At 49.3% G+C, this 23896-nt stretch carries 19 protein-coding genes and 1 tRNA gene; 10 read left to right on the top strand and 10 right to left on the bottom strand.

The features are described from left to right. Nucleotides 1–4 precede the first annotated feature (4 nt). Complete coding sequence (recN, locus tag COW20_08890; protein PIW48607.1) at nt 5–1708, bottom strand: DNA repair protein RecN; 1704 nt, start codon at nt 1706–1708, stop codon at nt 5–7. A gap of 8 nt (nt 1709–1716) precedes the next feature. Next, on the bottom strand, nt 1717–2139 hold the full coding sequence (locus COW20_08885) for a hypothetical protein (GenBank protein PIW48626.1): 423 nt from the start codon (nt 2137–2139) through the stop codon (nt 1717–1719). 28 nt (nt 2140–2167) lie between these two features. On the opposite strand from COW20_08885, the gene COW20_08880 reads away from it, so the two are divergent. After that, nucleotides 2168–2392, top strand: coding sequence for a hypothetical protein (locus COW20_08880; GenBank protein PIW48606.1), 225 nt, complete (start codon nt 2168–2170; stop codon nt 2390–2392). A 180-nt stretch (nt 2393–2572) separates the two neighbouring features. Then, a complete protein-coding gene (locus COW20_08875) occupies nt 2573–3706 on the top strand; it encodes a hypothetical protein (GenBank protein ID PIW48605.1) in 1134 nt (377 codons plus the stop codon). Here COW20_08875 and COW20_08870 read toward each other — a convergent pair. Together COW20_08870 and COW20_08865 are read right to left on the bottom strand one after the other, a co-directional pair. Then, on the bottom strand, nt 3703–4308 hold the full coding sequence (locus tag COW20_08870) for a hypothetical protein (protein PIW48604.1): 606 nt from the start codon (nt 4306–4308) through the stop codon (nt 3703–3705). The two genes, COW20_08875 and COW20_08870, sit on opposite strands and share 4 nt — an antisense overlap. A gap of 73 nt (nt 4309–4381) precedes the next feature. Continuing rightward, a tRNA-Gln gene (locus tag COW20_08865) sits at nt 4382–4453 on the bottom strand. Between the two features lie 114 nt (nt 4454–4567). Here COW20_08865 and COW20_08860 point away from each other — a divergent pair. Beyond that, on the top strand, nt 4568–6091 hold the full coding sequence (locus tag COW20_08860; GenBank protein PIW48603.1) for a mechanosensitive ion channel protein MscS: 1524 nt from the start codon (nt 4568–4570) through the stop codon (nt 6089–6091). On the opposite strand, the gene COW20_08855 is transcribed toward COW20_08860, so the two are convergent. After that, nucleotides 6088–8700 (bottom strand): hypothetical protein, encoded by a 2613-nt coding sequence (locus COW20_08855; GenBank protein ID PIW48602.1) that lies wholly within the window; start codon nt 8698–8700, stop codon nt 6088–6090. The genes COW20_08860 and COW20_08855 overlap by 4 nt on opposite strands. Before the next feature lie 147 nt (nt 8701–8847). On the opposite strand from COW20_08855, the gene COW20_08850 reads away from it, so the two are divergent. Together COW20_08850 and COW20_08845 are read left to right on the top strand one after the other, a co-directional pair. After that, nucleotides 8848–11067 carry a hypothetical protein gene (locus tag COW20_08850; protein ID PIW48601.1) on the top strand — a complete coding sequence of 740 codons (2220 nt, stop codon included), beginning with the start codon at nt 8848–8850 and terminating at the stop codon, nt 11065–11067. 2 nt (nt 11068–11069) lie between these two features. Beyond that, on the top strand, nt 11070–11681 hold the full coding sequence (locus COW20_08845) for a histidine phosphatase family protein (protein PIW48600.1): 612 nt from the start codon (nt 11070–11072) through the stop codon (nt 11679–11681). Nucleotides 11682–11690: 9 nt separating this feature from the next. On the opposite strand, the gene COW20_08840 is transcribed toward COW20_08845, so the two are convergent. Beyond that, entirely contained in the window at nt 11691–13307 is a 1617-nt protein-coding gene (locus COW20_08840) for a hypothetical protein (GenBank protein ID PIW48599.1), read from the bottom strand. A gap of 117 nt (nt 13308–13424) precedes the next feature. Here COW20_08840 and COW20_08835 point away from each other — a divergent pair, with 117 nt between their 5' ends. From COW20_08835 to COW20_08820, 4 genes are all read left to right on the top strand, one after another. Next, nucleotides 13425–13712 (top strand): hypothetical protein, encoded by a 288-nt coding sequence (locus COW20_08835; GenBank protein PIW48598.1) that lies wholly within the window; start codon nt 13425–13427, stop codon nt 13710–13712. A gap of 73 nt (nt 13713–13785) precedes the next feature. Then, entirely contained in the window at nt 13786–14523 is a 738-nt protein-coding gene (locus COW20_08830; protein ID PIW48597.1) for a hypothetical protein, read from the top strand. A gap of 72 nt (nt 14524–14595) precedes the next feature. After that, nucleotides 14596–15507 carry a hypothetical protein gene (locus COW20_08825; GenBank protein ID PIW48596.1) on the top strand — a complete coding sequence of 304 codons (912 nt, stop codon included), beginning with the start codon at nt 14596–14598 and terminating at the stop codon, nt 15505–15507. A gap of 200 nt (nt 15508–15707) precedes the next feature. Continuing rightward, nucleotides 15708–17336, top strand: a complete 1629-nt coding sequence (locus COW20_08820) for a hypothetical protein (protein PIW48595.1) — start codon at nt 15708–15710, stop codon at nt 17334–17336. 4 nt (nt 17337–17340) lie between these two features. Here the strand turns inward: COW20_08820 and COW20_08815 are convergent, their stop codons facing one another. From COW20_08815 to COW20_08800, 4 genes are all read right to left on the bottom strand, one after another. Next, on the bottom strand, nt 17341–18789 hold the full coding sequence (locus tag COW20_08815) for an isocitrate dehydrogenase (protein ID PIW48594.1): 1449 nt from the start codon (nt 18787–18789) through the stop codon (nt 17341–17343). Then, nucleotides 18789–20363, bottom strand: coding sequence for a hypothetical protein (locus COW20_08810; GenBank protein PIW48593.1), 1575 nt, complete (start codon nt 20361–20363; stop codon nt 18789–18791). The genes COW20_08815 and COW20_08810 overlap by 1 nt, the downstream gene beginning before the upstream one ends. A gap of 115 nt (nt 20364–20478) precedes the next feature. Next, nucleotides 20479–22989, bottom strand: coding sequence for a hypothetical protein (locus COW20_08805; protein PIW48592.1), 2511 nt, complete (start codon nt 22987–22989; stop codon nt 20479–20481). A 52-nt stretch (nt 22990–23041) separates the two neighbouring features. Then, nucleotides 23042–23269, bottom strand: coding sequence for a hypothetical protein (locus COW20_08800; GenBank protein ID PIW48591.1), 228 nt, complete (start codon nt 23267–23269; stop codon nt 23042–23044). On the opposite strand from COW20_08800, the gene COW20_08795 reads away from it, so the two are divergent. Further along, nucleotides 23259–23888 (top strand): hypothetical protein, encoded by a 630-nt coding sequence (locus COW20_08795; protein PIW48590.1) that lies wholly within the window; start codon nt 23259–23261, stop codon nt 23886–23888. The two genes, COW20_08800 and COW20_08795, sit on opposite strands and share 11 nt — an antisense overlap. Nucleotides 23889–23896 lie beyond the last annotated feature (8 nt).

Here is a 23896-nt window from a genome sequence, read left to right as displayed (position 1 = left end):
AGCTTCAGGAGGCTTTTGCCATGACCGTACTGTACCATTGGGCATGGGCGACCATCTCCCTTGCACTTTCAAGGGTCAGATCAGTGATCTGTCCGTTGCCCATTTGGGCCAGTCGGGAAATGCGATCAGGTGTCGAGAGCGAGTGTACCTGCACAGTGGTCGTCTCCTGATCACTTCTTTTTTCAATCCAAAGCTGCTGATGGGCAGCGGCAGCCAAAACAGGGAGATGGGTAATGCAGAGAATTTGATAGTTTTGTGCAAGGCGGGAAAGTTTTTGGGCGACAGCCAAGGCGGTGATGCCACTGATGCCCGTATCAATTTCGTCGAAGATCAAGGTTCCAACAGGTTCCTGGCGTTTGAGGATCAGTTTCAAGGCCAAAAGCATGCGTGAAATTTCTCCCCCAGAGGCAATCTTGGAAAGGGGGCGCAAGGGTTCTCCTGGATTGGGACTGAGCATAAATCTGACCTGATCGAATCCATTGGGGCCCAGCATTGAAGGGTTTTGCGTGACTTGGGCTTCAAAGCAGGTTTTTTCCATGCCCAATTCCTTGAGCTCATTTTCAAGCAGGGGTTTTAATTGGGCTGCAAGCTCAAGTCGTGACTGACTGAGTTTATTGGCAAGCTGTTCAGCCTGAATTTGCAGGCCTTCCAATTCGGTTTCTAGGCTGCCCAGGGTGGTCTGACAGGATTCAAGTGTGCTTAATTCTGCCTGAAGCATTTCTGCATGGCTGAGAATCTCAGCAATACTTGAGCCATATTTGTGTTTCAGACGTCGAATCAAATCCAGTCTGGATTCAATTTTTTCAAGTTGTTGGGGGTTTAAATCCAGCGTTTCCTGGTAGTTTTGTAGTTCATGGTTGACTTCATCCAGTGCGAGTGCCACTTCATCCAGTTTGATGCACCAGGGCTCAAGCGTATTGTCGATTCTGCAGATCTGTTCAAGCTGCCGTTTTAAAAGGCTGAGCCGTTCCTGAAGATTGGGTTGATCTTCTCGCTCCTGGATTTCATAGCAGATGCTTTTGACGGTGTGCATGAGTTTTTCAGAGTGGCGCAATCTCTCTCTTTCATTCTGCAATTCAGTTTCTTCATCGGGAGAGAGTTCGGCTTCTGTAATTTCATCCAGTTGAAAGCGCAGAAAATCTTCCCGGCGTTGCAATTCGCTGGTCAATTGTTTTTTCTGATTCAGTTCACTGCGAAGTTGAGACAATTGGAGCCAGGTTTCTCGCATCCCTTGGCAGTTCTGACGGTGGCTTTCACCGCCCAATTCATCCAGCAGTTTCAGATGATCTTCCTCACGGAAGAGGGTTTGATTTTCGTGTTGCCCCACGCTGTCGAGCAGAAGTTCACCCAGCTCCTTGACCAGAGATTGGGAGACCAACTGGCCGTTTAAACGGGATTTACTGCCCGAGCGGTGTAGGGTTTTACTGATCAAAAGCAGAGGTTCCTGGCACAATTCTTCAAACCCTTGGGCCGTTAAAAATTCACGGCTCAACGCATTGAGCGCGAAACCTGCTTCTAAATAGGCAAACTCTGCTCCCTGACGTATTTGATCCGGTGAGGTTTTTCCTCCCAATACGCCTTGAAGGGCATCAATGATCATTGATTTGCCTGCACCTGTTTCTCCTGTCAAGGTGGTTAAACCCTGAGCAAACTGAAGATTGAGTTCTTGAACAAGTACAAAATTTTGAATAAAGAGTGATTTCAGCATCTTAATTCCTATCGATCAACAATATCGCCTTTCATGCTGCCCAGGGCCTGAAGGATTTCCTTTTGCTCGCGCTCAGCGACTTTGAATTTGTTCATGGATTGAATCAAATCCTCAACCAAAGCGTTGAATTGGGCTTCAGTGATATTCATGCCCGTATGTACGGTTAACATATCCCGACCAGAATATTTACAGGGGCCACCTGTGGCTTCACAAATCTGCTCGGTCAGGAGTCTGTTTATTTCTTCTGGATTTGAACCAATGAAAAAACCATTGATTCGCTCGTCTTTTGCAATATTTTTATACAAATCCTCGACAAGAGCTGTGATGGCGGGTAATTGACCTAAACGGTCATATAAACTTGCATTGGGGTCTATTTCAGGTCTTTGTTTTGCCTGTGATGCGCAACCCACTAGCAGCAGCAATGTGAGCATGCTCGATTTGAAGAATTTTTGAAAAGGCATGGCGTTTAATCACCTGTCACTGTATTTAATTCTGAGAAAAACCCTCAGAGACTTGATGAATCAAGCTCTTGGGCTTGAGTATACAGCTTTGTACAGGGAGTGGTCAAGTGGTAAATGCACATTTCAGAGGGTAATCATAAGAAATAAGCAGAGAAGACACGAATATATGGGAGGGAAATCTCTGGCTGATCTGCATACAAGAATACAGTGGATTGGGTTCTGATGGAGGGAGAAGGCCTCAGGCTCAGGAATTCTCAGGGTAAATTTGCTTTTGGGCGGGTGATTTTTCTTGATCTCCATTTTAGAATCGTGTAAGCTGGAAGTATAATTGTAAAGAAGTGTAAATTAACCTGTGCTGTGAATTCCTCCACCCAGTACATCACTTCTGAAAGAGGTTCGGGCCATGGCAGTTGTTGAAGAAAAAGACAAACGCCTGCAGCAGCATCTGCTCCGTGCAGAAAAACTTCATGAGCGTGGCGATCTTGTCAATTCACTGAAAGAACTCAGACAAGCACTTGGTTTGGCGAGAGATCAATCCGAGCGAACTGAAATTCAGGACTCTATCCGCGAAATCCGCGAAATGTTGGAATATGTTTCAGATATGACGGAACACGATGTTTCTCTTTCGGAGTTTGCGGTTTCCTTTTTTAAAGACAATGCCCGTAGAATTTATGGTGTGCTGATTGCCAGTACGGCTGTTGTGCTTCTGGCAGTCTCAATTGGCCCGCTTCAGCAAATTCTTTCCAGTCCTGCCCCAGAACCTGAACCCTCTGTTTCTGTAAACAATGGCGAAGATAAAATTGTAATGGGGGATAATAATGTACAGGATAATCCCGATTATGGTGCGCATTCAGGCAATATGAGCCCTGTTTTGAAAATGGAAGAAACAGACTCGCGGGTTACCATTACCTTGCCCGATCAATTTCTGGCTCCCTATCCTGAAAAATATATCATGCAAGCAACCGTTCTGCGCAACGAAGCCGATCTCAAAGCGGGTGCTGTGGCTCAATTGAAAGTCAATGAAAGTGTGAGTGTGCGGGGGGTGTCTCCTGATAAAAAATGGGCCCAGGTCTGGAATCAAGAAAACCGATCGGGCTGGGTTCCTGTGCTTGTGCTGGGAGATCAACGCAAATTGACGGCCCAAGAAATCGACAAGGCGATCTTTAAACAGATGGGTCAAAAATACTGGGAAATTGAAGTGCGGGGAGAACGCCCGCCCTATGCTTATTTTTTGCATGTCAATGCCCCCGATGGAAAACGAGCCGTTCAATCGCTGCAGGATGCCTATTCAGCCTATGCGGGGCGTCAATTGGTCAGCCTCGCCAATCAACAGGCCCAAATTAAAATAAAAACCTTTGAAGTGGAACCTGAGCCCGCGCGTTTTGCCATGGGGGATAAAGAAATCACGCTGAAACTCAATCTCTTCAGTATCAACGAAATGAATCTGCGCAAACAGGCAGGTCATAAAACCCTGCTGATTCGACGTGACCTCAATTCGGGCCGTTATATTTTAAAAATGCCCTTAGAGGGCACTTAAAAAATCACGCTGATGGCGTTTGCGCTGGTGTTGACTTGGCGCATTTGCCCTTCAATCACTGCATCCTTTGTGAATTTTTCGACAATCAGATGGAAGGCATTTCCCTTTTGTTCAATCCGTCCGAAACGATCTTTGAATTTGGCGAGATTTGCCAGTTCCAGCCCAAAGATATCCAGTAAACCTTTGACGGGAACCCCTACCACGCGAATATCTGTCGCTTCATAGCGAATAATATTGCCAGGACGCACACTTAAGCTTCCGGTCATTTGGAAGGGAATATTGGGTAGGTATTGGCTGGCATCCAATTTGCCTTTGGCTTGTAGAACGCCTCCGGGCAGGGTTTGTAAGACGGTGTCTTTGAGTCTTTTTTCATTGGAGAGAGCAAGAATACTTTGAAACTGCTGGTTCAATTCCTGGCTTGAAATTTCAATTTCGGCCTGTTTAATGCGCAGATGAATAGGGGGAGACTGGGGCTGAGAGGTGGCTTGAATAGATTGGGCGTTCAGCTGGGCTGGGCTGGGTAGATTGGGCAGACTGCCACAGGCGGTGAAGCTCAAAAGGGAAAGAACAAGTAAGCTTTGGCTGAAAAAGGATGCGCGCACGAGAAAACCTCTCCGAGAAAAGACTCATGCCTTAGTATAGCTGAAATAATTCAAAAAGTGGAGAGGAGAAAAGCAGGGGTGCAGGGATTCGAACCCCGGAATGTCGGATCCAGAAACCGATGCCTTACCGCTTGGCGACACCCCTGTATAAGACAATCCTTAATATAACACAGTCTTTTTTGAGATGTGTATGGTTTCTGATGAAAATTGAATTTATTTTTCTGGCAGGGGGAGAGGTGATTATGCGATAAACTAAGTTATGAATAAAATTTTAGAATTTTGGAATCCGATTTGGCTCGAGTTGGAACTCACCCATTTCCCTGTGATTTTGTTGGGAAGTTTTTTTGGGGGGGTCTTATTGCGTGGGGTTCAATACCCCAGACAACGTCTGAAACTCGTCATGCTTGCCTATTATGCAGCCTTGTTTTCAACCCTGCTGGTTAAGTTTGTTTTGCCTGGCTACCTTGCGCCACTGCGTCTTGCCACCTTGTTGATTGGCTATGCCGTTTTAGGCAGTCAGTTTACCCATCTGATTTTTGAACGTCTGATACCCCGTTTGGGAGCGGTTCCGCCCCGCATTCTTCAGGATTTATTTTTTGCAGGCCTGATGCTTTTCAGTGGCTCGATCTTTTTTTCAACTGCTGGCTATAATCTCTCAGCTTTGATTCCCACTTCAGCCGTTTTAACCGCAGTATTGGGCTTGGCACTTCAGGATACCCTGGGGAATTTTATCAGCGGCATGACCCTGCAAATGGATCATTCACTGACCGTTGGCGATTGGATTCGGGTAGAGGGGCTTGAAGGGCGCGTCAGTGAAATTCATTGGCGCTATCTTGCGCTTGAAACCCGCAATTGGGAAACCGTGATTTTGCCCAACAGTCTGCTCATGAAAAACAAGGTTTTGGTTTTGGGCAAGCGCCAGCACCAACCTCAGCAATGGCGCAGGTGGGTCTATTTTCAAGTCGATTATCAGACCCCGCCTTCGGAAGTGCTTGCAGCAGCGGGCAAAATGCTGCAGCGGGAAGCTGGATTTTTGCCTCAAGTCTCCGATGCGCCTGCTCCGAATTGTATTTTGATCAGCTATGAATTGGGCTATGCCAAATATGCGATCCGGTATTGGTTGACCGATTTGGCCCTCGATGATCCCACCGATCATGAAATTCGCACCCGCCTCTATTTTGCCCTGCAGCGGGCAGGTATTCAGATGGCGATGACCCAGCAGCAAATTTTCATGAAAGAAAAGCTTGAAAATTCAAGGCTTGAAATCACGCCTGCTGATGTGACTGAGCGCATCAACTACTTGGCTCCCCTCGAACTGTTTCAGACGCTGAAACCCCAGGAGCGGGAATGGCTCGCCCAAAAATTGGTGCTTGCCCCCTTCGGAAAAGGGGAAGTGCTGACTCGACAGGGCGCTGAAGGCCATTGGCTCTATATTATTCAGTCAGGGAATGTCTCTGTTCAGATGAAGAATGAACAGGGGCTGAGCAAAGAAGTTCGCCAGCTTGGGGCCGGTGATTTTTTTGGGGAGATGTCACTTCTGACCGGTGCACCCCGCACAGCAACCGTGATTGCCTTAAGCGAGGTGATCTGTTATCAACTTGACAAAAATACCTTTCAAATGATTCTGCAGAAGCGTCCTGAATTGGCTGAATACCTTGCCGATGTTTTGGTGCGACGCCAGAGTGAATACCGCAAGGTGAAAAAAGAACTTGCCCAGGAAAACGAGCACTCCCCCAGTCGTGAAAATCTACTTGAAAAAATATCGCGTTTTTTCAGCCTTTAGGTGAATGGGGCAGCCAGGGCCTGCATGCGCAACGCTTTCTCCCCGCCTGCGGCTTCGACAGCCTTGAGGATCTCCTCGGCATTCAATTCCCGGCTATAGTGAACCTGGTCGCGCTGAAACAAACGCTGGTTGATTTCTTCAACAAATTGAGGGTTTTCCAGCAAAAGACTCATTTCTTTATTAAACAGCGCTTGTGAAGTCTTTCCTTCGCTGTCCTGTCTGGTAAAGGGGCTGCCCAGAGAGCGGCCAATTAAATTGGCGGAGCCTACCAGGGCTCTTTTGCCATCGACAGATACGGCCTTGGCGTGAATTTGACTGCTGGCTTCTGCTGCGGGACGCGCATAGCTGAAATAGTGAACATCTCCCAAGGCTCCTGCTGCTTTGCGTTTCGCCAGGGCATGGGCCGAGAGTAGGTTGGCCGCGCTAAACACCCCACTTGCCAAAGGGGTTTCAGCGACGACAATATTGATCCTGACGCCCCGATCGATCGCAGCGCTGAGGTGTTTGAGGATCGTTTCGTCTGAGAAAAATGCCTGTTCGATATTGATTTCGCTTTGGGCTTCATCAATCAATTTGACCAAGCCCCGTTCAATATCAACCTGGCGGTCGTCGGTGACCAGGGTTTGAACCTGGGCTGTATTGCGAAAATGGCCTTGGCTTTGCAGGGTCGCTAAGCGGTTGTTTAATTCTTCAGGGCTTTTCAATTCGGCCTGCCAGTCAGTGGGCGGGGTTTCTTTGCGAAATTCGTACCAGTTTTCTAAAAATTCTCTTTGTACTTCTCTCACTTCAGGGCCGGCCATGCGAATGCTGAGATCGTGGTAGGATTTCTCGCCGAGATAGTGTTCTCCCAGATTCATGCCGCCTACACTGGCCTGTTCCCCATCGATCACCATCACTTTGCGGTGATCAGAGCGCAGTATGCCTTCTGAGAAAAAAGTCCAATTTAAATTGCGCTCCAAATTCGAAAGGGCAGCTTGTTTTTGAGGGGGGGTCAAAGCTGAAGCTTCAATCTGCTTGGCAATTTTCTTGCGGGCATTTTCCAACATGCGTGCACTGGCTTCGCCATCTGCGGCATTGCCTTTCCAGGAATTGAAGATAAAGCGCACGGCCACCCCAGTCGCTGTGGCCAGTTTTTTGCCACTGGCGTCCAGCCCTGCGGCTTTTTGAGCCAGGAGGGTGGCCAATTCATTGCCGACGGCGTCGTCTGTAAACATAAAGGTTTCAAGATCGACTGAATGCTGGGCCGATTGGATCATGGCTTTCATTTTCGGAAAAAACTCTTTGCCGTCGATAAAGAGTTCGACACCATTCTGGGTGGTATTGAGTTTCAGGGGATCATAGCTGTGATCTGCTGTTTCGAGGATCAGACCCTGGTTTTGATCAAAATGCAATTGCAGGGAGGTTTTCAGCTCCACAGGTTGTCCCTGACCGAGATCTGCATTTTTGACGCTGACTTCGCTATGAGCCGCCAATTGCGGGCTCTGCCCGGGTACTTGTTTCAGATGCAGCGAAAAGTCTGAAACCAAGGTGCCAGACTTTAAAAAATCTGAGAGACGATCGCTGCCCAATTTGACCTGGGGGGTTTCTTGGGCTGAAAGATCGAGATGGAGTTTGCCTTTTGCAAAAACTTGGCGACTTTGATCTTTGCCCAAAGCCAGATCCACATGCAATTGCATTTTATCTGCCGGCCCGGCGATTTGGCTTTCAGGCCCGTCAAGCTTTGAACTGGCTTGAAAGGGAATCTGCTTGAGGTTCACGCCCAGATTTCCGGCAGCATCAAACTTCAGGTGGGCTTGGGAGGCATTGACCCCTGTCAGGGTCAGGCCTGTTCCTTGCCCCAACGGGATTTCAAGCTTTTTGATTTCAGGTTCAAGAATCAGTCGGTTGTCTTGCTGGCGGGTGTTTAAACGCACGGTCTCCTGAACCGAGGCGGGTACCTTTTTGCGCATGGTACTGCGAATACTGGCCTCAAGCTGGTTCAGAATTTTGGCATCAGGAAACCAATTGTCTTTTAAAACGGCTTCCAGCTGGCCTTGGGAATTGGCTTTAAACTGTACTTGAAAATTATCCCAAACAGGAATTTTCAGGATTTTTTTGGTGACTTCTAAATCCAGGATATAGGCCTGGGTATGGGCATCAAAGCGGATATTTTTAATTTCAGTGCTGGTATTTGTGGCTGCGTTTTCCTGCTTTTGACCCTTTAAGGCTTGCAGCGCAGGCAAAAAACTGTCCCTGTTGAGTGTCAAACTGCCAGATTGGATTGTGCCCTGAATATCTCCCTGGCTGCGGGTTTGAAACCCATCATGATCGGTCAGTTCGAGATCCAGAGTGGCCATGAGGCTGCTGTTTTCAAGTCTGGCATCAAACTGACTGGCGGGGATTGGAGCTGGTCGCATTTCAAAGCTTGTCGAGGGAGGGGCTTTACAGACAAGTTCTTCTCCCGGATCAATAAAAGACAGTTGTGGTTTGCTTTTTCCAGGCGATGGGGGCTTGGGAAGATGATCGCGGGTTGGGGCTGGTTTGGGCGGCGGAGCAGCAGGAGCTTCACAGACCAGGGTTTCAGGGGGGGGAGCTTCACAGACCAAGGGCTCAGGGGGATAATAGGACATGGGTCCACAGCTTAAATCACTCACAGCGATTCCTCCGCGGCAGGGCTATTCTTAGTATATCGAAAAAAGGTAACAGACTTGCGCGATATTTGAGGGTTTTCATGCTATCTTGGTAAGAAACCAGTGAGGTTCTCAGCAACCAAAAGCATGAACGATCTGAAATTTATTCTCCCGGTACGTCGACTTCTGCTGCCTCTGATCTGCGCTGCCAGTTTGGGTGTTTTCGCTCCCCAGGCCGTGCTGGCTGCCCCCCCGCCTTTGGCGACACAGTCTCCTGCTGCCCAGTCTTTGCGTTTGGTGGTCATGCCCTTTCGCAATCTTTCCCAAAATCGCGAAGATGCCTGGCTCAGTGAGAGTTTATCTGAAAGTTTGACCCAGGCCCTGACAGGGGTAGAAAATCTTCAGTTGATTGAACGCAATCAAATTCAAGTGGTTTTACAGGAACAGTATTTTACACAGTCGGCCTTTGCCGATCCCCAATCTGCGCCCGAACTGGGCAAGCTCTTGGGAGCCCAGCAGATCCTCTTGGGCAATTTCCAGAAACAGGGGCAGACCCTGTTGATCAGTACCCGCGTGGTGGATGTGAAAACGGGTCAAATTTTGCCTGAATTTGCTACCCAAATCAAAGGTTCTTCAGCAGATATCTTTGCCCTGCAGGAAGAATTATCGCGCAGTGTTTTAAAAACCTTGCGCCAAAGCCCACGCCTGCAAATGGCGCGCATGACCGAATCTTCTCCGGCTTTGCAGCACTACCGGGAAGCACGTGATCGGGCCCGCAGTGAAACCCCAACAGATTTGCAAAGCGCCTTGAAACAGGTGAATCAGGCCCTGGAACAAGATCCTGATTTCGCTCGGGCCTATGGCCTGCGCGCAGAGCTTGAAGCCCGACTGGCGCTGATTGAACCGGGAACCCGACAGCAACGGCTAGAAAGCGCCTTGCAGGATGCCAATCGGGCACTGCAAAAAGGGGCTCCCCTTGATCAGGTCTATCTGGCCTTGGCACAGGTCTATTTTGCGCGTGGTGAGCGTCAAAAGGGCTTGGAGACCCTGCGGGAGATCTGGCTGCGGGATGCGAAAAATACAGATGCGATTTTGAGTTATTTACAGGCCAGCGACGAAACACCTGAGCTTCAGATTCAGGCTTTGCGTCAGGCAGGCGCAGATCTTGAAGACCCCTGGGTCGCGCTGGCTCTTGGCAATCGTTATTTGAAACAGGCTCAATATGCGCTTGAACCTGACACTTCTTCTGCACTGTTTTGGCTAAAGAAGGCCCAGAGCCAGCTTCCTGATGTGGCCTTGATTCCCTTGCGCATGGGCGAAGTCTATACCCTGGCTCAGGATTTTGAGCGAGCAGAACAGGCTTTACAGGCCGCTCTGCGCCTTGAACCCGAGAATTTTCTTTTGTATTTCCTGGCGGCCCGTGTTATTTTTGCCAGCCCCAATCCCCAACTTGCCCAGACCTGGTATGAAAAAAGTATCGCTTTGAATCCCCAATTTGGCTTCAGTCAAATGAATCTGGGCTATGTCTTTTGGCGTCAGGGTCAGACCGAACGCGCGCTTGCTCTGTTTAAGCAGGCTGAAGCGCTCTTTCCTGAAAGTGCTGCGTTCTCCTTTGTCAGGGCCAAAACCTTGTTTATGCAAAGACGCTTTGAGGAAGCGCGGGTCTATCTCTTACAGGCCCTGGAGCGCTATGAAAAGGATCCGACTGAGAATATTTCACGCGGTGCGATTTATTTTAAGCTCGGTGAGATTGAAAGCAATGCCAATGATTTCGAGGCGGCTATCCGTTATTATATGTTGGCAACGCAAGAAGAGCGCCAGTTTCAGTCCTGGTCGTATCTTAAACTGTCTAGAATCTTTGCCTTGCGCAAAGAATATCCAGAAGCCCTTGATTATTTTCGCAAACACTTACGCAGCAGTGGTTTTCGCCCTGAAGACGATCAAAAGCGCGATCAGGCCAGTCTTTATCTTTTAGAACAGGTACAGCTCAACCCGGATAATGTCTTGCTCTTGAATGAACTGGGCCGCTATTCGCTTCAGGATGGTGATTTTACCCTCGCTGACCGCTATTTTAATCAAGCCTTGAGTTCGGGCACTGAGAATCTTTCGATCCGCTATAATCTGGCCTTGAGTCAATTTTACCAACGCCGCTGGCAGCAAGCGACCCAGAATTTTCTGGCCGTGCTTGCCCAAGAACCCCAGCATGAAAAGGCGCGTTATATGTTGGGCTTGAGCCAGCTCAGAGCCGGCCAGACCGAAGCCGCGATTCAAACCTGGCAGGAACTGCTGAAAATGAATCCCCAGCATACAGAGGCGAAACTGGCTTTAGAGGGCATCAAGCAGCCAGAAGCGGGGAACCTGCCTTGAGCATGGAACTCTTGATCATTCGCCATGGCCAGTCGCAAGCGGAGCTTGAAGAGCGCCATGAGGGAAGGGCAGATTTTCTCTTAACCGAATTGGGACGCTTCCAGGCCCGCCAGGCAGCAGCCTTTATTTATGCCAAATACCCGCTCCAGCACGTGATCAGCAGCCCATTGAAGCGGGCCTTTGAAACCGCTGAAATCATCGCCAAGCCCTTGGCCTTGGAGGTGCATACTGATGCGCGCCTGATGGAGCGTGACAATGGGAAACTGGCTGGCATGCTGCGCTCTGAAGCGCTTGATAAATACCCCTATCCTGCCGAAGGGCGCAGAACCTATGAAAAATTTCAAGGGGGAGAGTCAGACATTGAATTCAGATCCCGGGTTGAAAATTTTTTTTCTGAGCTTTGCCACCACCCCCCCGCGCATCGGGTGGGGATTATTGCCCATGGAGGCAGTATCAATATGCTGTTTCGGGCCTTTATGAACCTGCCGATGGATGTGAATATCTACCTGGGTACGGGAGATACGGGGATCCATTTCTGGCATTTGAGTGAGCGTTACCGCCAAATTCTGTTCAGCAATTATCTCGGACATTTGCAAGACAAACCCACCCAATAGTCTGGGCTTTTAGCTTGATATTTTCTGCCAAAGGCGCAGGTAATGGGCTTCTGTTTCACGCACATAGCGCGGCATATCACAGAAAACAGAATTTAAGAGTTTTTGCCTGAGACTGAATTTGAGTGGGTGCAGAATTTCAGGCTGCCGGTAGATTTCAGAGGCTTTTTGAACATAGGCCTGGGTATCTGGCATGAGCCAGTCCTCAAGGCCGAGCCGAAGCAAGATACTCTCCGCACAGCGGATTCTGCCTGCCATGGCGAGCACGGGCACCCCCATCCACAGGGCCTCGCAACTGGTGACTCCGCCATGGTAGGGAAAGGGATCGAGGGCGAGATCAATGCCATTGTAAAAGTTTTCAAGGTGTTGCCGTCGCCCTTCGGTCGCCTGAAGCAGCAAACGATTAGGATTCACGCCACGGGCTGAAAAAAAATCGTGATAATACCTGCGGGTTTCGGCTGAAGCCAGTGGGGCTGCCTTCAGGCTTAAATAACTTTCAGGACAGGCCTTGAGTATCTCTGCCCAGGTGTTCAGGCATGGCTCTGAAAGCTTGTAAAGGCCATTGGCTGAACCAAAGATAAACGGGCGTTCTGCTGGCCGTGAACGGATTGGAATCTCTTCTTCTGGTGGGATCCAATGCAGGGCCGAACTGAGATAACAGACTTCTTCAGGAATCCATTCAGCCAGTTCTGCAGGAAAGATTTGCGGGTCTGTGATAAAGCCATCCATAGCCTTGAGTGCGACGGGGGTTCCAAACCCCAAGCCTGTGATTTGCAGGGGGGCAGGTTTGCCTGCAAAAAGCAGCAGACGTTCGGGATGGGTATGGCCGCCCAGATCGAGGAGAATATCTATTTTATGGCCTTTGATCAGCCGGGCCGTTTCTGAGGCCTCGCAGCCATAGACTGAAACCCAGCGATCAAACAGGGGCTTAAAATTTTTGTCACTGGCTTGAGAGTCTGGCGCATCTGAAAAGGCGATCAATTCAAAACGCTCCCGATCATGACCTGCGAGCAGCGGTGTCATCAGATAGCTTGAAGAAAAGCCGCCAAATTCCTGCGAAAAATAGCCCAGGCGAATTTTGCCTGAGTGGGTCACCGCCTGCGCAGGCGGGACAGGCAAGAGCGGATCTGCCCATTTGATCGCCCAGGCGCGCAGCAATTGTAAAAAATCCTGCTCTGAAAACTCTGCAAGGGCAAACGCGGTTTTAAGCACCCAAGATTCTGCCATCATCTGACGCTTTCTCAACTGAAGCTGTTCAGCGGCTGTCCAATTTGAAAAGGCCTGGGGATTGCCTTCTGGCAAAGTTCGCAAAACAGTTTGCAGGGATGCTTTGACTTCGCCTTGCCAATACAGGCACTCAGCCAGCAACATCGTGGCTTTCAGATGGGCTGGATTCAGCGCAAGTGTGCGCCGGAACCAATAAATGCTTTCCCCTGTCTGTTTGCGGTTGGGATAGTAACTCAGACCGAGGTTAAAACAGGCCTGAAAGAGCGAAGGTTCGAGGGCCAGGGCCTGATGGTATAAACTTCGGGCTTGTACAAGTTCGCCTTTCAGCTGTGCAGACAAGCCAGCTTCTGCGAGCGCTTGTGCTTGCAAAGGGTGATCATCAGCGGGCTTCTGTACATTCAAATTTTCTCAAATCCTCTTTTAATGTAACGGATTGTATGTTAATATTAAGTATTGTAAACAGCTTATCGGAAAAGGGTATAAATTAAAGCTATGTTATCACGTGAAGAAATCCATGGAATGATTGAATCGCTCTCAGAAACCGATCTCAAAGTGGTTGGCAGGGTATTGGAAGGGCTTTTGGCCCGCCCTGAAAAACAGTTGAGCCCGGCACAGTTTGCTCGGATGCACTCTCCGGTCAGACCTCCGCATGTTCCTTTGGCCAAACAATTTGGCGCTTTATTGCAGCAACCGGATCGGCCCACCGATTATGAGCAGCTCCTCAAGCGCAATTTATATACACGCCTCTCAGATTTAATGGCGTGGATCAACCACAGCAATTTGACCAACCATACTCCCCAGAAATAATCCCCGCTCGGCTTTTCGCTGATTGAAAGGGCCGTGCTAGAATAGGACATCCGTTTTTTGCGAGGTGTCCTTCGTGTTTTCCAGCCGCTTTGTCTTTCTCTCTCTTCTGAGTTCTTTGGTTTTTATGCTTGAGCCGGGTTGCGGAATTCGCAAACCCACCACAACGCCTTTGCCGAGTGCCAGCCCGAGCATCTCGCCCAGCAGTACACCCAGCAGTTCTCCCTCCCCTGGAAGCACTATGATTCAGGCCAAAATTCTTCCCAGCATTGAAACCAATGATGCCGTTGTTGCCGAAGCCCAAAAACTTCAGGCCCAGGGCCTGCTCACCGATCTGATTATCCTTGAATCCTATCCGGTTCAGATTTCAGCCAAAGGCACCCCCGAAGCGATTCAGAAACTTCAGAATCTGGCGAAGGGCACCACAGGAAGCTCTGCTTTAACGCTCGAAACGCTTTCTACCCGCAGCAGCCGGATTTTATCCAGTGAAAATCTTGCCGTCAGCGATGAAGCTTCCTGGCAGGAACTTTGGCTGCGTCACTATGGCTCGAACAGCGATCGTCCCATGGTCAATTTTGAAACCGAAACCGTTCTTGCTGTTTTTGCGGGTCAAAAACGAACCGGTGGCTATTCGATTCGGATCACCCAGGTGGCCATTAAGGGCAGTGAACTGGTGGTCTCCTATCAGGAAACAGCCCCTTCTTCCAGCAATCTGGTCAGCCAGAGCCTGAGTTCGCCTGCGCATCTTGTAAAAGTGCGCAGCAGCAAACTGGCAGGTGATTTTAGCTCTGTTCGCTTTGAAAAAACACTCTAAAATATTTCAAAAAAAGAAGCAAGTTTGACAGCTGCTATTGCGATAGGATAATATATTCTTAATCAAGATTTAATGAAAGTGAATCCTATGAAAAAAATCATTGCCGGTTTGTCACTCCTGAGTCTGCTCGCTGCCTGTTCGCAGGTTCCCCAAGCATTGCCCCAAATGAACGCCCAAGCCAATCTGGGTGTACGTGCAATGTCTGCTTCTGTCAGCAAAGATAACCCAGACTTTGTGAGAAAAATGCGCAATCCTGGCCAATACCGTTTTTTGGCAGATACCAATATTCAAAGTATCTGTGGCAAAGACGATATGCAAAACGTCAATGATTATGATGGCAGCCTGGGCCAACCCGTTGAATTTGTGAAAGCTCACCAAGCCGCCGTAGGTGCCTTGGCGATGGGCAACCCTGACAGCTCTTCGCGTAAATTTTGCAGTGGCACCCTGATCAGCGAAGACATGTTCCTGACTGCCAGCCATTGTGTGGATGCTTCGATCACCCAGAAATTTGCTGTCTTCAACTATGAAAAAGCAGCAGGTTCTTCTGAATTGCTTCCCCAGGAACACTTTAAAATTGCCGGTGTGGTTGAAGATCATATCAATGGCCTGGATTTCGCCATTCTCAAACTTGATGGCAAACCTGGCCTGAAATACGGCTGGACCCCTGTTCGCCCTGTCTTGCCTGAAAACAACCATCTGCTGACGATTATTCAACATCCCAAGGGCAAGGCCAAAACCGTCGAGTCTGGCCCCAAAGTGGGAGAGTCAGGCAACTATATGGAATACGCAGATTTGGATACTGAGCCCGGTAGTTCAGGTTCAGGCGTATTGGACAAAGATGGCTACCTCGTGGGTGTTCATACCAATGGCGGTTGCTATTCTTCAGGCGGTGCCAACCGTGGCGTGAAAATGAGTGAAATCGTAAAGGGTTCCAAGGTCATTCAAGCTTTGGCACAATCTGGCCGTGGCTTGGTTCGCCGTTAAACCTTTGTAAATCTTGATTTGAGAAGCCCACCTTTCGGTGGGCTTTTTTTATGGTTCTATTTGCTATCGGCTTTAATTATCAAGATCCTGTTAACTTAGATTAAGACTTCGTCAAATCAGGGAGGATTTTATTTCTCAGGGGGATAAGTCAGCTCAGATACCGCAAGATCTGTCTTGTGGGCGCAGAGAGGATAGAAACCATGACAGAACAAGCTTTTCCCCCCTTTGATTTAAAACCAGAAGAAGCTTTTTCTTTTTCGCTGATGCAATTGCTCGCAGGAAAAAAGCCCAGTCTTTCACTTTCTCCAGAGGCCCTTAAAAAAGCTGAAAATTTAGCTCAGGCCTTTCGCCAGGGCAACAAAGTGAAAGCCTTTCAATTCTCAGCTGAGCTTTTTGAAAAGATTTTGGCGCCTGAACTTTTAAAATCTGCCTATCTGCTGGTCGAAAAAACCAATCCGCAGCATCCAAGCCCTGAATACCAAATTGTGATGGACAGCTTGCGAGATGCCTGTCTTGAATCAAGTTTGCCCCTTGTTTCCTTGCCCTTGGAGCGTGCCCTTCAGTTTTTATTGCTGAGCCTGACGCGCAGCGATAAAAACTCAATCTTTTATAACCGCATAGATCCTCAAACGGGAAAACAACGCCCAACAACTTTTCCTTTGACCGAAAAGCTGATTGAAAGTTTTTTAAGTGCCTTTCCTGAGGCCTCTGCCCAGGCCCGCAAGGTTTTGATTCGCTATAAAGGGCAGGTTTTGGGCAATCCTGCTGCTTTGATCGCCTCGGATTATAAACTGCGTTTGGAAAAATATCAGCGGGAGCGCGAGAAATGGGAAGCCCAACGGCCAGTTTCTCAGACACGTGAGCTAAAAGCTGCACCCAAAAAAGAGGCCCAGCCGCAGCTGATCTCAGAAGAACTGATGAAGGTGCTCAATGGGACGCGGGAACCCGCAGAACGCGAAGCACTTGTGAATAGCTTAAAACCTGACAATTTTGCTCAGTTGCTTTCTACTGCAAGCCTGCCTGGTAAGGATTTTAACAGCCGGTTTGAAAAGATAATATCCCAGGGGCTTTCACCTGCAAAAGCGAGTTTGCTTTCAGCGCGCATGGCCCTGCGGATGAAAAACCTGATGGCTGAGATGGGGAATTGGAAAGAAGACTATTGGCAAGAATTTCAATCCAATATGCAAACCCTGGGAATTTGGGAAGGGCAGGAATGGCTTGAAAAATGGCGTTCAGATAAACAGGGCAAACAGCATCTTGAAAAATCTGGCAAAGCCTATCTGATTGAAGATCAAGGCGATCCTTTGAAAGATGCATTGGCGAAAATGGATACGATGCAAAGCAAACAAAAAGGCCAGAAAATGCTCAGTGCTTGGCAAATGCAGCCCTTAAGATCTGCATCTGAATACAAAGCGAGCCCTGAAGAAAAAAAATTGCTTTCGATTCTATCGCGTGCCGATCGCTTGGACGAATTTCTGGAGCTTGCCATTTCTGACCAGCATTTTGAAGAGATGCCAGTAGCGATGCAGGGACATTTGTATCAGGTCTTCAGTCTTTTATCGGGTACAGACTTGGATTGGATTAAAATGGAGTTTTTAGCTCCTTGGGAAGCCGATGAAGCCTCGATTGCCCGTAAACTGATTGTCAATATTGAACGTGCTTTTCAACGCTTGCTGCCGCTGTTTAAGCGGGATTTTCGCATGACCTTTCCTTTGGCACTGAAAATGATCAGAGAACAGGAAGAGTTGATTCGTCAGCAACAACGCCGCAATACCCGCGAGTTTCAGAATACGCCAGCGGCTGTTTATCAACGCTACCAGGAAGGCTAAGGCCTTAAGCTGAAAAAGCGGGATTGCCACCAAAGGCATACAGATTTTCAGTCTTAATAAAATCAAATCCCTGGGCCTGCAATTCAGTCAATAAATCGAGAATGTCTCTTTCGCTGATCGACAGGCCTGGCTCCTGGTGCATAAAGCGACAATGCCAGTGATCAGAGATACGCGTTTCTGGAATAAACTCGGGCCAGACCAAGACGCCCAGATTGCTGATCAATTCTAAATCCAAAACCCCTGCATTCAAATTTTTGAGTTTGTGTGCCAGTTTTTCAGGGTTATGGGCAGGATAATCCAGAAAGATATCCACCCCCATCAGCGTGCGTTCACCGATTTCGGTTTGAGGGGGCTTGGGTTTAAACGCAAAAAAAGCATCAGAATCACTTTGCTGGTAATTGACCGCCTGAAAATGACGGGGACGCATGCCCAAATGGGGAATAATCGCATTTGCAAATTCAAGGGTGCCCACCTGGTGCAGGCTCTGTTCCTCTCTGAAAATGTCTGGGGTATGAATGCCGGCTTCCAAGGTGGCCAGCCAGGCATTGTGAATCCGTTCAGCGGCCTCATGCTGGTGAATATGAATCAGCAGATAGATCGCTGCCAGCAGCATGCCAGAAGGGTTGGCTAGATTCTGACCCGCCAGAGCGGGGGCCGGATCATGCGCTGCTTCAAACAGCATGTGTTTTTTGCCCAGGGCGGCGTAGGCACTCATGCCCGGCTTGCTGAAACTGACTTTGGTGATCAGGGCCGAGAGAATATCCCCATACAAACTGGGAATGACAATCACGTCAAAATTTTCTGGATGATCGGTTAGCAAGGCCGTGCCCACATCCAGGCTTTGATGCTCATATTTTAATTCTGGATAAGAGGCAGCCAGTTCTTCGAGCAAGCTGTGAAAATACCCATCTGTAAATTCCATGACCTTGTCTTTGCTTAAGACCGTCACTTTTTTGCGCGAGCAACTGCGAGCGAGATCAAAGGCATAACGTAGGATTTGATAGGTACCGGGTAAACTGATCAGTTTCAGGCCCTGGCAGACATTTTTGGTTTGGCGGTACTCAAGATCCCCATAGAGTTCCTCTTCATTCTCTCGAATGACGATTACATCCATTTTTTTAAATTGGCTCGGGATATAGGGGGCATAGGAGATACAGGGCTGCAAACTGGCATAGAGCCCCAGGCGAATTTCAAGCGCCTGGGTAGAAGCCAGATAGCCTCTCCCCTCCCGAATCTGGGTGGGGCCTTTCAAGAGCACGCCCGTGCGCTCAATGCTTTCCCAAGCCTGGGCAGAAATTCCATCCAAACAGGTTTTGGAATAGGCAGCTTCGCCGATCTCCACAATTTCAGGGGAAATTTCTGCCCCTCCGGCTTCAAGCACCCGAAGAACAGCTTGGGTTATTTCTGGGCCGATCCCATCTCCAGGGGCAAGCGTGATCGGCACAGCATTCATCAGCGGCCTTCCTGGCCTTCTTTAAGTGCGAAAACAGGAATAATCCCTCCCCCAGCACTCACGTTGATCACCTTGGACTCAGAAATCCGCCCCAGGCAACCCACGTATTTGCCATCAAAGACATAGGGGTTCAGATTGAGATTTTTCTTTTCCAGAACCACTTTATTGTCTTTGATCACGGGGAATTCGTATTCAGGAATTTCAACGGCTTCCTGAATAATCCACCAGGGACAGCCCATCGCGCTTTCAATCGCATTGCTCCATTTTTCGCGGTCGGTGTATTTGCCGACATAGACCTCATACCCCCCTGCGGCCCAGGTGGGTTTGAGCACCAATTCCTCACGGTGCTTCATGACATAATTGAAGAGTGAGATATCCTGGCCTTCCTTTGAAATGGTGATGGTTTCATCCATTTTGCGGGTCCAGGGGATGTATGCTTTGACAGCCGCTGCTTCTTCAGTTGTAAAGTAGTGGTGGTTTTCTTCATTGCTGAGGAAAGAGAGCATTTCTTTTTGTGAGCCCAGGGTGGCCTTGAAACTGTTCACACAGCAGACAGCACCATCTCTCAGGGCATCGAGAAAATCTTTCATTTCACGGGGAAAGCGTTTGAAGAAGGTAAAGCGCAGACACATATTGACGATATCAAACTGCACATTGCCCGAGTAGAGTTTGCCATCGCGGTACTCAAACTCACGGGGATCGACAAAATTGGCTTCAATGCCATGTTCGATCAAATAATCCCTTACAATTTCGCTGTCAGAACCCGAAAGGAACTGTTTGAAAGAGACCAGGGCCACGCGGGGTCTTTCTTTGGTTCCTCCCCATTCGCGGTAACATTTCAGCAGTGCCTCCTTGAGGGCATGCAGCATGGGACGATCAGAGGTCTGTGCATATTCTGCAATCAAATCCTTGTAAAGCGGGGAATGAATCAGCAGGTCTTCATAGGTGTCTAACCAGCCTCTGCCGCCTGGATTGTCGGTATTGAATTCAATAAATTTGAGGGTTTTGCCATCATACAGCGCATCGTGGCGGCTTAAAACTGTCGGTTTTTTATAGCGGTAATCCCAATTGATCCACTCCAGGGGAATATCGGGATAGGGAAAATAGCTTTTGACGAAGTCATCCTGAAAATACAGTTCGATCGCTTTGTCCAAGACCTTGTCGAGGGTTTCTGCGACATTGGCAATCAATTGCAGTGAATCGTGCTTGAGAAACATGGGGGAGAGGGTGACGGGTAAAATGCCCCCTTCGCCGTAACTGCAGCGCTTTTTCAAGAGCTGTTGCATGAATTCCTGGCGATATTTGATCACGTCACGGGGATGCTCAATCATCCATTGGGTCAGTGCTTTGTCAGCCTCATTAAAATGCTGCTCAAAACTCGGTTTCATGGTGGGGGCTTCGGTGCGGGGAGGGGTGGGGTTTGCCTGTGCTTTTGCCTTCGCAGCCGTTGCGGGCTTTGCCGGGGCTTTGACAGGCGCTTTGGCACTTGCACGTGCTGTGGTTTTAGCGGCAGGTTTTAAATTGCTGCTATTGCTTGGTTTTGAAGATTCTGGAGTCTTTTTAGCCATTCCCATGCCTCATTGATTCTGAATTTGAGATCAATGTAGCACGGAACAAAGCCAGTGATAAGCAGCAAAACAGCCCCTGATTCAGATTTCTGAATCAAGGGCTGAAGAAATTGCAGGGAACTTAAGAAGTCTTACGCTGGGGGGCCGTTGGCTGAACTACCGGTGTTTCGGGTGGCTTGGCAGGAGCCGCAGGCTCTTCTTCAAGCGTGGCACTGGCGGGCGCCTGGGCTTTTACTTCAGGCTGAACGGGAGCTGTTTCTACGGCCGGTGCGGGGGTTTCAACCACTTGGGAGGCCACCGGGGCTTGGGGCTGCACCACGGGTTGAGGGGCCACTTCTTCTACGCTGGGGTTGGCGGGCGCCTGAACCTTGGGCGTTTGTGGCTGTTTCACGGGATCCAGGGGCAAAGGGCTACGTGAAAGAATTAATTCTTTGTACTCAGCGTAAGCATCCAATTTTTCAGCATGGCGATTTTGAACACCGCGCTGCTGCATTGCCAATTCCAAGCCGGGGTTCAGTTGGAAGATTTCATGCACTCTGAATTTATCGCCCAGTTCTCGCTCGGCAATGCCCAAAGGATTATCGCCCGGCTTGACCGTATAGGTATAGCGTTGCGCAGCGGCTCCTGGGGTATTGACGGGGGTGCCGGGGCCGGTTGCTGAGGGCCCTTGAATACCCCCGGCTTTTTCTTCGGCTTCTATCTCATTCAGGGTTTGAATGATTAACTGTGCTCTTTGCGCATACTCAGCAGTCATATAGCTTGAGAGATCGAGGTTTTTATAGGTGACACTGCTGGCCACTCCCGTGCTGCCTGAAGCGCTGGCTGCGGACTGTTGCTGGGCAATGGCCTGAGATTGGAGAGCTGCATATTTGCTGACAACGGCTCCTGCCAATTCTCGAATTTGAGCGCGATCTTCGCGTTTGACCAGGCGCAGGGTATCTTTGAGCTGGCGTTCATCCACTTTCATGAGAATATCAAACTGCTGTTGAATATTCAGCTGGCTAAAGTTGGAGAGGGTTAAGACTGTGCCATTAAAGGTCAGGGGTTTGCCTTTGCTAACCAGCACATCGGCTGGAAGTCCTTCTGTCACTTCGCCTAATCCAATGCCTGCACCCGGTGAAACGGGGGGGGCAGCGGCAGGTTGAGCCGGAGCTTGCGGGGCAGCGACAGGCGCTGTGGGTTGTGCGGCAGGTGTTTCTGGCGCAGGGGTTTCGGCTGCGGGCTGTTCAGCTGCTGGCACTTCAGCGGCAGGTGTTTCTGCTGCTGGGGGCTGGGCGGGCGTTTCAGGTGCCGTTGGGGCCTGTGCCAGGGCTGTCTGCAATTTTTCAAATTGTGAAACTCTGGCCTGGAGGGTGCTTTGATCCTGTTCCGTATTGGGCAGGCTGTGGGTTTCGCGTAAGTTTTGCAGGTGGTAGCTCACGCGTCTGTTGACCTGGGTTTTTTCATCGGCGCTGAGCAGGCCCAGGTATTTGCTCTGGTCGGCTTGATTCATCTCGGCCAGGGCCAGTGTTTTTTGGGCGATGTCCATTTTGGCGAAAGCTTCTTCACCCGGCCCTGTACTGGCAGCAACAGGTGTTTCGGGGGCCACGCCATCGCCATCGCCTTGATTGACAGCCGCAGGGGTCTCTGGTGCTGGTTTGGCGGGCTGCTCAGCTGCTGTGCCCTCTTTGGCCGCTGGAGTTTCCCCTTTGCGCAGGGCCGCCAGATCTGCTTTGGCTTTTTCGACCTGTTGCTCAAGGTTTTTGACCCGTGCCTGGCTGTTTTCAACTTTGGTATTCAGCTTTTCTAAATCTTCAAGCGAATAATGGGTGGTCAGAATCGGACCGTGTTTTTCTTTGAGCTTGCTCTGCAGTTCGGTTTTCTCTTTTTGCAGCCGGCTTAAGTCACCCTCTGCACCGCGAATGGCACGCTCCAACAAAGTCTGCTGCTTGGCTTTATCTGCTGCGGGCATCTCTTTGTTTTCTTTTAAAGCTGCAAGATCTGTTTTGTATTTCTTGAGGTCTTCAGTGAGAGCGGCGGTTTGCTCATCGTTTTCTTTCAGCTTGGCACGTGTTTCTTTCAGGGTGTCTTGCGCTTTGCCTCCGATTCGATCGGCTGCTGTGCCCTGTTCGTCTTTTAAATCAGCATGCGACTTCCGCAATTGCTCCAATTGCGTTTCAAGCCCTTTGAGGTCTTTTTCGGCTGCCGCGATTTTCTTTTCTTGTACCTGCACATCAAAGCTGACTGAGGTGACATCTACAAATTTAATATTGGCAGGCGAAGTGCCTTCGGGCAGATGCTTCTGTTCAGTAAGATTGAGGGTAAACGCTCCATTTAAATGACGCAGTTCAACCCCATCGCCCTTGGCTAGGCCCAGTTGGGTATCTGCCAGATCAAAGGTCATGCCTGCAATAGCTGTAGGATTTTGAGCCAGACGTTGAACAAAGGCTTTGACTTCTGCCTTGTCGAGATTTTTTCCTTCGGGGTGATTGGCGATAAATTTTTCAATGCCTGAATCGGTAAAATCGCGCAGATAGGCACTGCCCAAATGAAGTTGGATATTGTTTTGAACCAGGGGGCTGGCGGTGGCGTGGTTCAAAACTTCAGGTTTGATGGGTTGGCCTGCGCTGCTGTTGAAACGAATGCTGCTCAAGGGGTCCTCCTACTGGGACGATCTGGTTTGCTACTTTCATTTTAGCCCGGTTTTAAGAAAACTTGCCCATGCCCAGGTGATAAAAATTGGCTGCCCGGTCTGAGTTTGCTAAGGTTTTGAACGCAATACCTGCGCTTTCATATCGCTGTAACCTGTCACTGAGGAGTGGTTTTAAAGCGGATATCTGCATTTTTGGGGGGGCTTGATGTTCTAAAAGCGGAAGAGTAAACTGCTCAAATCTTCGACAGGATTTGAAAAGGTGGGCGTCTATGAACCGCATGAATTTTGGGGTTTTTGCTGCTTTACTCAGCCTTTGCGCCTTGCCTGTTTGGGCCGGTATTGAATACAGTGGCGAAGCCAAACTGGCGCATCAACACCAGCCCGCATTGCAGAAAGTCATTTGTAGCCCCCAGGTTTTTGGTCAGATTGGAAAAGACTGTCATTTAGATGCCGTTAGAGTGCTAGGAGACTGGGCCTGGGTTTCCTGGAGTGGGGGCGAAGCGGGAGGCATGAGTGTGCTCAAGTATTCTGGGGCACAATGGAAACATATTTATGGGGGCGGCGGTGCGATGGGCATTCAGGACAGCATTCAGAATGGGGTTCCCCAAGCTATTGCTGAGCGTCTGGTGCCCAGTTTGGGCATGGCCTTTAATACATCCAAATACCGTCTCACAAGTGAGGAGTTAATCAGCTTTACCCCCTGGGAACTGGTCTTAACCCGCAATGCGATTTATGCACGGCATGGGCGCATCTTTCAATCCAAAGCCTTGAACCGCTATTTTTTAACCTGGCCCTGGTACCATCCCACTCCCAAATACCACGATGGCATGTTGAATTCGATTGAATTGTACAATCTGAACCTGATTTTAAAATACGAAAAAAGCAAGGGCTATCTTTGAGCCGGGTT

It is taken from the genome of bacterium (Candidatus Blackallbacteria) CG13_big_fil_rev_8_21_14_2_50_49_14 (assembly GCA_002783405.1).
Taxonomy (GTDB): Bacteria; Cyanobacteriota; Sericytochromatia; order UBA7694; family UBA7694.
This window is presented reverse-complemented; position numbering and strand designations above follow the sequence as displayed.